General features: G+C 73.4%; 4 protein-coding genes. All 4 read right to left on the reverse strand.

Annotation, left to right across the window (positions count from 1 at the left end):
• Nucleotides 1-252 precede the first annotated feature (252 nt).
• The 4 genes from BFF77_RS09930 to BFF77_RS09945 all read right to left on the reverse strand — a co-directional run bounded on the left by BFF77_RS09930 (nucleotide 253) and on the right by BFF77_RS09945 (nucleotide 10,172).
• Nucleotides 253-3,147, reverse strand: coding sequence for an ATP-binding protein (locus BFF77_RS09930; RefSeq protein WP_066946515.1), 2,895 nt, complete (start codon nucleotides 3,145-3,147; stop codon nucleotides 253-255).
• A complete protein-coding gene (locus BFF77_RS09935; protein WP_141698406.1) occupies nucleotides 3,137-6,025 on the reverse strand; it encodes an AAA family ATPase in 2,889 nt (962 codons plus the stop codon). The genes BFF77_RS09930 and BFF77_RS09935 overlap by 11 nt, the downstream gene beginning before the upstream one ends.
• Before the next feature lie 24 nt (nucleotides 6,026-6,049).
• The gene (locus BFF77_RS09940) at nucleotides 6,050-8,953 is read right to left on the reverse strand and encodes a helix-turn-helix transcriptional regulator (protein WP_066946518.1); all 2,904 of its coding nucleotides are present in this window, start codon (nucleotides 8,951-8,953) and stop codon (nucleotides 6,050-6,052) included.
• A gap of 466 nt (nucleotides 8,954-9,419) precedes the next feature.
• On the reverse strand, nucleotides 9,420-10,172 hold the full coding sequence (locus BFF77_RS09945; protein ID WP_066946521.1) for a thioesterase II family protein: 753 nt from the start codon (nucleotides 10,170-10,172) through the stop codon (nucleotides 9,420-9,422).
• Nucleotides 10,173-10,444: the final 272 nt, after the last annotated feature.

Here is a 10,444-nt window from a genome sequence, read left to right on the forward strand (position 1 = left end):
CAACAAGGTCCCCTGTTCATCGGGCTAAAGCTGTGGTCGAACCCGGGGAAGGTTCGGTCCGCAATGGCGACGGCACGGGATGGGCAAATCACGGCATGACGGGCGGGGCCGACCGGGCACCCATCCTGCAATTGAGCCGCCTTTGAGGTTCCGCCGGGGCACGTCCGGCGCGGTGTGACCGAACCACCGGGCGCAGCCGTCGCTCCGGTCACACCGTCCGTAGCACGCCGTTAACACATATGTGTTCGCATGCTACGCGGGGAGAGCGCCCGCCAGTTCGTGCCGGCCCGAGATGCCGAGTTTCCGATAGGAATTCGTCAGATGCTTCTCGACGGCCCTGGAACTCACACCGAGTTCACCCGCAATTTCCTGATTGGTGAGGCCGCGGCCGACAAGGGAGACGACCCGGCGCTCACTGCGGGTGAGTACGGCCGTACGCGGTGGCGGTGCGGGCGTACCGAGGCCGTGCTCGGCCTGTTCGACCAGCCACGGAGCCCCACAGGCGGCGGCGATCGCGCCCGCCTCGCGCAGGGCGGACTCCGCCTCCGGGCCGCCGCCGAGCCGCCGGCCCAGCAGCACCAGCGTTCTGGCGAGTTCGAGGCTGTGCGTGGAGCCGCGCAGTACGCCGACGGCCTCGCGCAGCAGCGGAACGCCCTGGCCGCCGTGGAGCCAGCCCTTGAGGCGCAGGGCGCGTCCGAGGCCGGTCGGCGCTCCCCAGGCCGCGGCCCAGGCGTGCTCCTCCTCGGCCAGTGCCAGTGCGGCGTGCGAGTCACCGAGCCGGTGGTGAAGGCCGATCGCGTGAGGACGCCACGGAAAGAGCGCCGAGTTCTCCCAGCCCGACGCCTCCAGCCGCCGGCCGCAGACCAGCAGGCTCTCCAGTGCCCTGGCGCGGCGACCGCGCTGGGCGTCCACCGATGCCTGGAGGATCCGTAATGTCACGGTCACGGCCAGGCCGGTGAACCTACGGCGGTGCGCCCGGTTCAGGACGCGCTCGCCGAGCGCCGGATCGCGCAGCTCGAACGCGACGGCGCACAGGACGAGTACGGCGCTCTCGCGCCAGTCCGCGTCGGCCAGTCCCATGGCGCGTTCCAGATATTCGCGCGCCTGGCCGTGCCTGCCCTGCATGACAAGGGCCAACGCCCGTTCCGCGAACAGGAGTACGCCGTCGGCGCCGGTGGTGTTCTGCCGCCGGGTCTGCTGTTCGCTGGACAGCCAGGAACCGACACCTCGTATCGATTCCGCCGCGAACAGTGTCATCACCACCAGCGGCAGTCCGGTGTACGCGCCCGCCGAGGCGGCCGGTTCGCGTTCCAGGACGCGGTTGGCCGTGCGGGCGGCTCCGGCCGCGGTGAGCCGGCCGGTGAGCGTGCCCGCGCAGAGCAGGACGGCCACCAGCTCGCGTTCGCCCGCCGAGCCGAGCGGTGGATCCTCGCCCAGCTCACGCAGACGTTCGGCCGCCGAGGCCAGCTCGCCCGGATTCTCGTGCCCGCAGTGCCGCAGCCGCGCTTCGAGGCGCAGTGCCAGCTCGCGCGCCGGTTCGTCCAGGCGGGCCTGCGCGCCGAGTTCGGCTGCCGCGGCGCGCAGCAGGGCGGCCGTCGCGGGAGGCACCGCGCCGAGCAGCGTCGGCGGGATGCGCAGCGCGGCGGCGGCGCGGTCCCTGGCGGTGGTGAGCAGGGGGATCGCCTGGACGACATGGCGCTCGCACGCCTCCGGGTCGAACGCCCGCTCCGCGGTGGCCAGATCGACGAGCAGCCGGGCCCGTCCGGTGTCCTGGGCACGGTGGGCGAGCAGCGCGCGGCGCAGATAGCGGGCCGCGGTCTCCGGCGCGCCCCGGCGCAGCGCGCTGTCGGCGGCGGACCGCAGCACCGGCAGGGACCAGGAGCGGCCCGGACCGGTGACGGCCATCAGGTGGGCGGCGACCTGTTCGGCCGGAAAGCCGCTGCGGTACAGCAGATCCGCCGCGTCGGCGTGCGTGCGTTCGCGCTCGGCCGGTGTCATCGAGAGCTCGATCGCGTCCTGGACGACACGGTGGGTGAAGCGGGGCTCCCGGGCACCGGTCAGCAGTCCCGTCTCCTCCAGCGCGCGGCGCGCGGCGCCGAAGCCGATCTCGTCCAGCCCGGCCAGCTGGGCGACGAGCGCGGGCTCCGCGTGGTCGCCCAGGGCGGCGACCGCCGCGGCCAGGTCGCGCACGGCGGGTGTCTGGGTCCGCAGATGGCTCGCCAGCCGGTCCCGCAGTTCGGCGGGCCGCAGTGCGCGCACCTGCCCGATGTGGTCCGCGGTCGGCGGGAAGCCGCGCGCCGCCGTGCCCAGCAGTACCGACATCAGGAACAGCGGATTGCCGCCGGAGACCTCGTGGCAGGCGCGCGCGTACTCCTCGTGCCCGGGGCCGCCGCGCCGCTCACGGACCAGGGCCCGGGCGGCGTCGAGCGACAGCGGCGCGGGCCTCAGCACGCGCGCGGCGGATTGGGCGACCTCACGTACCAGGGGATGCCGGGCCCTCGGCTCGCCGTCCCGTAGCGCGCAGACGAGTACGGCGCGCAGTCCGTCCAGCCGTTTGGCGAGGTGGGCGAGCCAGCGCAGCGAAGGAACGTCCGCCCATTGCAGATCGTCGACGAGGATCAGCAGCCGGCCGTTCGAGCCGAGGCAGGCCGGCAGTGACCGGAGACCGTACAGGATCGCCTCGGAATCGGCGTCCTCCCGGCTCTCCCCAATGCCGTGCGCGGTGGCGGCAGAGGGGAGGCCGAACCCGTGGCCGGACTCGTGGCCGGACGCCCGCGTGCCGTCCCGGCCGCGGCCCCGGCGGTCACCCCGGCCGCGGTCGTCGGGCACGGTGCCGGCGGTGAAGATCCGGGTGAGACCGCCCGCCTCACCCGCCCAGCGCGTACGGTCCGCCTCCGGCGCGCCGGCCACCAGGCTGTCGAAGAGCTGGCGCACCACCCCGAAGGCGAAGTCCTGTTCCGTCGCAGCGGCGTTGGCGCGCAGGACACGTACGTCCTCGCCCGCGCAGAGGCCGGGCAGGCACCGCAGCAGGGCGGATCTTCCGATGCCGAGCGGACCGGAGAGCAGTATGGACGACGACGTGCCTTCTTCGGCGGCTCTCAGAGCGGTGCCCACGTGCGCCAGTTCGGTGTCCCGCTCAAGAAGCATCCGTCGGCCGTCCTTCCATGGCCTTGACCAACTCGCACAGTTCCTCACGGCCGGTGATACGGAGCTTGCGGTAGGTGTTGCTCAGTCGCAGCTCCACCGTGCGCCTGCTCACCGACAGCAGTTCGGCGATCTCCCGGTTGCCGTGGCCGCGCCCGGCGAAGGTCGCCGTGCGCTGTTCGACCTTCGACAGCGTTGTCCACTCGCGCGGCGGCGCGGGCGGCGAGGGCGTGACCGGTTCGTCCAGCCGCTCGGCGAACCGGCGCAAGGACACGGCGATCCGGCTCGACGGATAGGCGGTGACGAAGGCGGACAGCTCCTCGGCGGTACGCGCGGCGGCGTGCCGGTCGCCCTCCTCCAGCTCGGCGGCGGCCAGTTGGACGAGCCCCCACGCGTGGGCCAGCCGGGCGGGCGAGTCCCGCAGCACGCGTGTCGCGCCACGGGCCCTGACCACCGGCCTGCCACCCGTGCCGGTCATCGGTCCGGCCCACAGCTCGGCCAGCCCGAGCGCGCTCGCCGTGCCCCAGCGGCGGGCGAGCGTCAGCTCCGAGAGGCTCAGCCGGGCCGCCTCGGCGCGGTCGCCGAGCGCCAGGCCGGCCGTGGCGGCCAGCGGGCGCCAGCACAGCAGCGCCGGGTTGCTCCACCCACGGCGCAGCAGCAGCCGGCCGCACTCCTTGGACAGCTCCAGCGCCTCGGTCCACCGCTCCTCGACGGCGGCGAGCTGCGCCCTGGCGAGCAGCAGCGAGGACCAGGCCACACCGTCCGCGGCCCCGGCGGGCGCGGGCGCGGCGGCGAGCGACCTCGCCCGCTCGTGGCGCCCCGCTTCCAGAGCGGTGGCGATCCGCAGGGCCGTCAGCTCGGGCGCGATGAGCGGATGGCGGCTCGCCGGCGGCAGCGCGCGCTCGGCGGCCTCGGCGTCCCGTTCGGCGGCATCCAGCATGCCCGTACGCAGATGCAGTTCGGCCCGTACGGTCAGCACCCGCGCGACCGCGGCGGGGAGGTGATCGCGGCGGGAGGCGGCGAGCAGGGCGGTCAGCCCGGTGGCCGCCTCCGTGCAGTCGTCGGTCAGGATCAGTGCCTTGCAGGCGGCCAGCCGGGGAAGGAACAGGGCGGCGCCGGGCCCGCCGCCGGCCAGCGCGGCACGCGCCAGCTCCCTGGTCGTCCCCCGGTCCTCGCCCCGCGCGGCGAGCTGCCAGGCCCGTACCCCCGCCTGGGCGGGCCCCGGGGGCAGGTCGGGGAGCGCGGGCACCTCGGGCACCATCGGCTCGGTGTCGTCCTTGGCCGCGTCGGCCAGCCAGAACAGCGCGATCAGGCCGTCCCGTTCACCGTCGTGGGCGTCGTGCAGCGCCTCGGCGGCGGATCTGCGGACCGTGTCGCTGTTGCCCCGGGCGAGCGCCAGATCGACGGCGCGAACCCTCAGCCCGGCCGGGACATCGCCGCGCGCGCGCACGAGTTCGGCCAGTCTGCGGTCACCGGCCTCGGGTGAGCGGACCGCCTCGACGGCGGCCAGTTCCATGCTCAGCCGGGCACGCTGGTCCGGCTCCAGCGGCTCACGCAGGGCGCGGGTCAGACACGCGACCGCGTTGTCGTGGTTCTCGGCGCGCAGGGCGGCGGCGAAGCCGCGGCGCAGTACGGGGACGGCCCACGAGGAGCCCAACGGCGGTGAACGCAGCAGAAGGCGGGTGAGGTCCTCGTCGTTCACGGATGCCCGATGGGCCTGTTCGGCGGCGCCGGAGTGGAGAGCGGCCCGTTCGTCGGCGGGCATGTCCTCCAGCAGCCGGGCCTTCACCATCGGACAGATCAGAGCCTTCATCCCGGCGGAGGTGATCAGACCGGCCGCCTCCAGCATCGCGCGCAGGTCGCGGCCGACGGCCGGCCGCAGTCCGGCCACGGCGCACACGAGGGAGAAGGGCAGCAGGTCACCGCAGACCGCCAGCGTCCGCAGAAGTGTGGTCACTTCCACGGGCAGACCGCCGAGCGCGTGGGTGACCAGGTCGCCGACGACCTCCGTGGCGACCGCCTTCAGCTCGGGCAGCCGGGCGGCGACCGGTTCATGGCCCTGGCCGGCGAAGCGCCGCAGCACCTCGTACAGCGCGGTGGGATTGCCTCCGGTGGCGGTCCTGGCCGCCCGGGTGAACCGCGGGTCGCCGGAGGCGCCGCAGATCAGCCGCACGGCCGCGGCGACACCGCCCTCGCTCAGACCGTGCACCACGAGCCGCTTCACGGGCACCGGGGCCGTGGGCAGAGCGCTCAGCCAGTCGGGTCCTCCGGCGGACAGTGTGCTGGCGCTCGCCATGATCGCGACCGGTGTGTCCGGAGTCAGCCGCCGGACCAGTGTCTCCAGCCAGTGCCGTGAGGCGGCGTCGAGCCACTGGGTGTCCTCGACGACCAGCAGTGTCGGCGTGGTGCGGGCGGCGCGCAGAAGTCCCCGGAGCCCCGGGAGCGGATGGAGGTGTCCGGGCACCGAACGGTCGTCACACCCGTCCCGTCCGGTCAGGGCCCGCAGGGAGTACGGGACCCGACCGTCCCCGTGCGCCGGACCGCCCACGGGGACAGGCCCGTGCAGCGCCGTCATGAGCTGGACGACCACCCCGTAGCGCAACTCCCGCTCGGCCGGGGCCGCCTGCGCGCGCAGCACCCGTGATCCGCTCTCCCCGGCCAGCCGCGCGGCCCAGCCCAGCAGGGCGTTCTGCGCGTGTCCCGGTCTCCCGGTGAGTGTCACGACCGCCGCGCGCCCACCGCTCAGCTCGGCCAGCACCGAGCGCAGCACCGTCTGTTCGCGCCGGCGCTCGAACAGCGGAAGTTCGTCGTCGTGGATGTCCGGACCGTACGCCCACCGCGTGGACCGCGTGCTCAGACATTTGTCATTCCGGCCGGTCACGCGCACCGCCTCGCTCCGTTCGCTTCAGCGTCGCCAGCGTGACTCGATCACCCAGCCCGGTGGTTGTCCGTCGGGGATGTCCGGAGTGTGCAGAATGGCGCCCAGTTCGGTCCGCCGGCTGACACCCAGCTTCCGGTAGACGCTGGTCAGATGCGTCTCGATGGTGCGTACGGTCACGAAGAGGGACTCGGCGATGGAACGGTTGCTCTCTCCCGAGGCGGCGAGACCCGCCACCCTGCGCTCCATTCCGGTCAGCATGTCCAGCGGTGAGGCGCTCATCCTCCGCATCCTGCCGCCGGCGGTGACCAGCAGTTCGCGGGAGGTCCCGGCGAGGGCCAGCGCGCCGCAGCGCTGGGCGAGGTCGGTGGCGGTACGCAGATGTTCGCGGGCGCCACGCTGGTCACCGGTCCTCAACAGCGCGCGGCCGAGCAGGAATTCGGCCCGCGCGTGCGCGGATCTGGCGGGTGAGCCCGCCAGGAGCCGGACCGATTCGGTGAGCAGCTCGATGCCCGCAGCGCCGGACGTGATCACCCCTCGGGCCAGAGCCGCGAGACCGAGCGCGCGGGCCGTGCCCCATCCGGCGGCCAGATCGGCGCCGTACTCGGTGATCTCCCGGGCCTCGTCGGCGCGGTTCATGACGGCGAGCAGCGAGGCCGCCTCGGCCCACCACGGGAGGAACGCCGGATTGGTGAACCGCGATTCCCTCAGCGAGTCGCCGCAGTCCAGGAAGAGGCCGAGGGCCCTCTCGCGGTCACCGAGCGCCCACCGGGCACGGGCGCGGGCCATCAGATACCAGTGGTACTCGATGACGAACCGGTCCAGGCGCGGTCGCCCGATCCCCAGGAGCAGTTCCTCGGCGCGCGCGGGCTCGTCGCGGTCGAGCAGCACGGTCGCGAGCGCGATCCGCGGCATCGCGGCGCTGTCGCCCCATCGCTCCTCACCGGTGATCTCGATGGCCGTCTGCGCGTCGGCCAGCGCGTCCGGCACGGCGCCCACGCTGTGCAGGACGAGGGCACGGGCGGAGAGCCCGAGCACATAGGTCCAGACCGCGGCCGTCTCCTGGCTGCGCCGGAGGAGACCGTCCAGCGCGTCCAGGGCCTCGCCCACCTCGTCGGCGAGGCCGAGCACGAACGACGAGGCGAGCAGCGACCAGCTCTCCAGCTCGGCTCCGGGCAAGCACATGGCCCGGCGGGCCTGTGCGACCGTACGCTCCGCGCAGTGGCCGTCCATCGCTGCCAGCACCGTCATCATCGCGAGCTTCTGCCGCTGGGCGCGGGTGTCGCCGGGCGGTAAGGCCAGCCGCGCGGCCCGGTCCCTGGCCGCCGAGACCGTCGCCTTCTCGTCCGCGCCGACGATCAGCAGGACCGATTCGACCAGGGTGTGCAGCTCGCGGTCGGCGGGATCGGGCCTGGCGGGCAGCTCGGCCTCCAGGGCCGCCAGCACCTCCTCCAGCACCCGGACGCCGGCCGGCGCCTGCTGCACGGCCAGACATGTCATGCCGTACCGCACGGCGACCGTCGCCCTCGTACGGATGTCACCGGCCCTGGCCAGCGCCTCCTCCAGCAGCCGGACGGCCTCCGGCGGGTTGGTCTCCGCCAGCGACGCGGCCATCTGGACGCGGACCGGCACACTGTGCGGCTCGACCTCCAGCACCCGGTGCAGATACCGGACCGCGGCCTCGGGCGCGCCCCTGCGCTCGGCCTGGACCGCGGCCTCACGGAGCACTCCCGGCATCCACGGCTGGGTCACGGCGGGCAGCAGCATCAACAGGCCCGCGACCTCCTCGGCGGGCCGGCCCGCGTCGCTCAGCAGGAGGGCCGCGGCCGCCCGCAGCTCGGCGGGCGCCCGCGCGCCGGCGGATTCCAGCACGGCCGAACGCACCACGTCGTGCACCAGATCCGGCCGCCCCGGCGCCAGCAGTTCGGCGCGCCGCAGGACGAGCAGCGCATCGGCCACGAGCGAGGGCGGCACACCGGCCAGCGCGGAGAGGAGATCGGCGGACTCCTCGCCGAGGACCGCGATCGCTCTGGCCACCTCGCGCACCCAGGGCGGCTGCCGGTCCAGCAGCGCGCCGACCGAGAGGGTGACCACCTGCCCGCCCGCCTCGGCGAGTCGTTGCTCGCCCTTCTCGTCGGGCCGTACCCCTTCGGCGCGCAGCTCGGCCAGCAGCCGGCTGAGAATGAAGGGGTTGCCGCCGCAGACGGCGGCGGCGCGCTCGGCGAAGCCGGGACCGACCGGGTCCAGGAAGATCCCGCTCGCCATCTCCGCCACGTCCTCGACGGTCAGCGGCGCGAGCCGGAGCAGGGTGGGACCGTGCTGCGCGGCGATGTCCGCGAGGGCGACGGGCGCGACGGGCGCGGTCTCGCCGCGCTGCGCGAGCACCACCAGCAGCGGCAGACCGTCGGCGCGCCGCAGCAGGAAGTCGACCCAGCGCAGGGAGCGTTCGTCACACCACTGCACATCGTCGAGGACCAGTACGAGCGGACGGTCGGCCATCAGATTCGCGGCGAGCCAGTAGAGCCCGTGCAGCACGGGATAGACGCCGGAAGCGCCCGCCGTCGCGTCGTCGGCGGGTCCCGGGGTGAGCGCGGGCAGCGCGCGCCGGGCGAGGCCGCGCAACAGGGGTGACCGTCCGGCATCCTCGCCGCTGAGACCGAGGGAGCCGAACAGCTCCCGCACCCCGCCGTACCCGGCGCCGCCCACGACCTGGCGGCACGAGCCGTACAGCACCGCCATGTTCCGGCAGGCATCGGTCTTCAGGAAGGCACGGAGCAGGCTCGTCTTGCCGATACCGGCCGGTCCCGACAGCAGCACCAGACCCGCGCGCCGGGCGCGCGCGGCCTCGGCGTGGCGCGTCAGCACCCGCAGCTCACCGGCGCGGCCGACCAGGGCGCTGGACAAACCCATGAGATCGGCCTGATCCGGCATCGAGGTCTCCTCGCATCTCAGGGGACACAACAGACGCACTGACTCGCCGGTGACATCCCGCACAACGTAGTTGAAGGAACAACGATCGACCGGACGCGCGGGTGCGCGATCAAGGATCCCGTACCCGTGGAGCCACTGGCGCCGGTGGCTCCGGGCGCGCTGAGCAGGTCATCGACCAATCGATGCCTGGGGACTACCCCACGAGGACTGGATCACTCACCACCGTCTTGCAGACGCCAGAAGTCGTTCGGAAATCGAGATCATGGCATACGGACCGCGCCGCGGATGCCCGGACAGGACACCGTTCCGGAAGAGCAACTCCCTTCCGGGGTACGGCATTCGGGGGCATCCGGTCCTCGACGGCGTCCGGCGCTCGGTGCTCCGCGCGGTGTGGGACGGAGCGGGGGAGGAGAGGGTGGTGGGGGGACATGTCGTGCGTGGTGCCCCGGGGGCCGGCCGGTAGGCGTCAGCCGGACGTCAGATGGTCGCGCAGAAGATCGATCACGGCGGGCGCCTGGGCGCTGAGAAAGAAGTGCCCGCCCGGGAAGACCTTCAGCTCGAACGCTCCCGTGGTGTGTCCGCGCCAGTCCTCGGCCTCGTCCAGCGTGGTCTTCGGATCGCTGTCGCCCGTGAGTACGGAGATCGGCGCGCGCACGACCGCGCCCGGCTCGCACCGGTAGGTCTCGATGGCGCGGTAGTCGCTACGGATCGCCGGCAGGATGAGGCGCAGGATCTCCTCGTCGCCGAGCAGGGCCGAATTGGTACCGGAGAGCAGCTTCAGCTCCGCGACGATGCCGTCGTCGCTGAGGCGGTGCACGTTCTCGTCGCGGTGGCGCGACGGCGCGCGCCGGCCCGAGGCGAAGAGACGGGAGAGCTCACCGCCGTCCGCCTCGTACCGCCGTGCGACCTCGAAGGCGAGCGTCGCGCCCATGCTGTGCCCGAAGAACGTCGTCGGCCGCGTGTGGAGCTGTCTGCGCAGTGCCGCGTAGACCTGGTCGGCCATGGTGCCGATGTCGTCGGGGCTGGTCTCCTTGCGCCGGTCCTGCCGTCCCGGGTACTGCACCGAGAACACCTCGGCCACGGACGACAGTTGTGCGGACACCGGGAAGTAGAAAGACGCCGAGCCACCCGCGTGGGGGAAACAGAAGAGCTGTCTCGGGCTGTCCGATGCCTGATGGAAGCACCGTGCCCAGAGGCTCTCCTCGGTGGACGTCGTCATCGTGTCGCATCCTCCTCAGAGCTGGGTCGAGCGATCCGGACCGCCCGGCGGTCCGCAACTGCGGGACGTCCGGGACCCGTACGGCATTGTCACACGGATCGACAGCCATGACGGTCCGGTGCCCGGCCATCCCATTCCACTAGGGCGGACAGTGGGAAATTCCCTAGTCTCTCGGCGCCCCGCCGTGACGGAACCCACCATGGACGCCCGGCCGGACCGCCATCGGACCCCGCGGCCCGGGTCACTTCCGGCCGGACGGCCCGCATCCGCTG

Source organism: Streptomyces lushanensis, assembly GCF_001700515.1.
GTDB classification, from domain to species: domain Bacteria; phylum Actinomycetota; class Actinomycetes; order Streptomycetales; family Streptomycetaceae; genus Streptomyces; species Streptomyces lushanensis.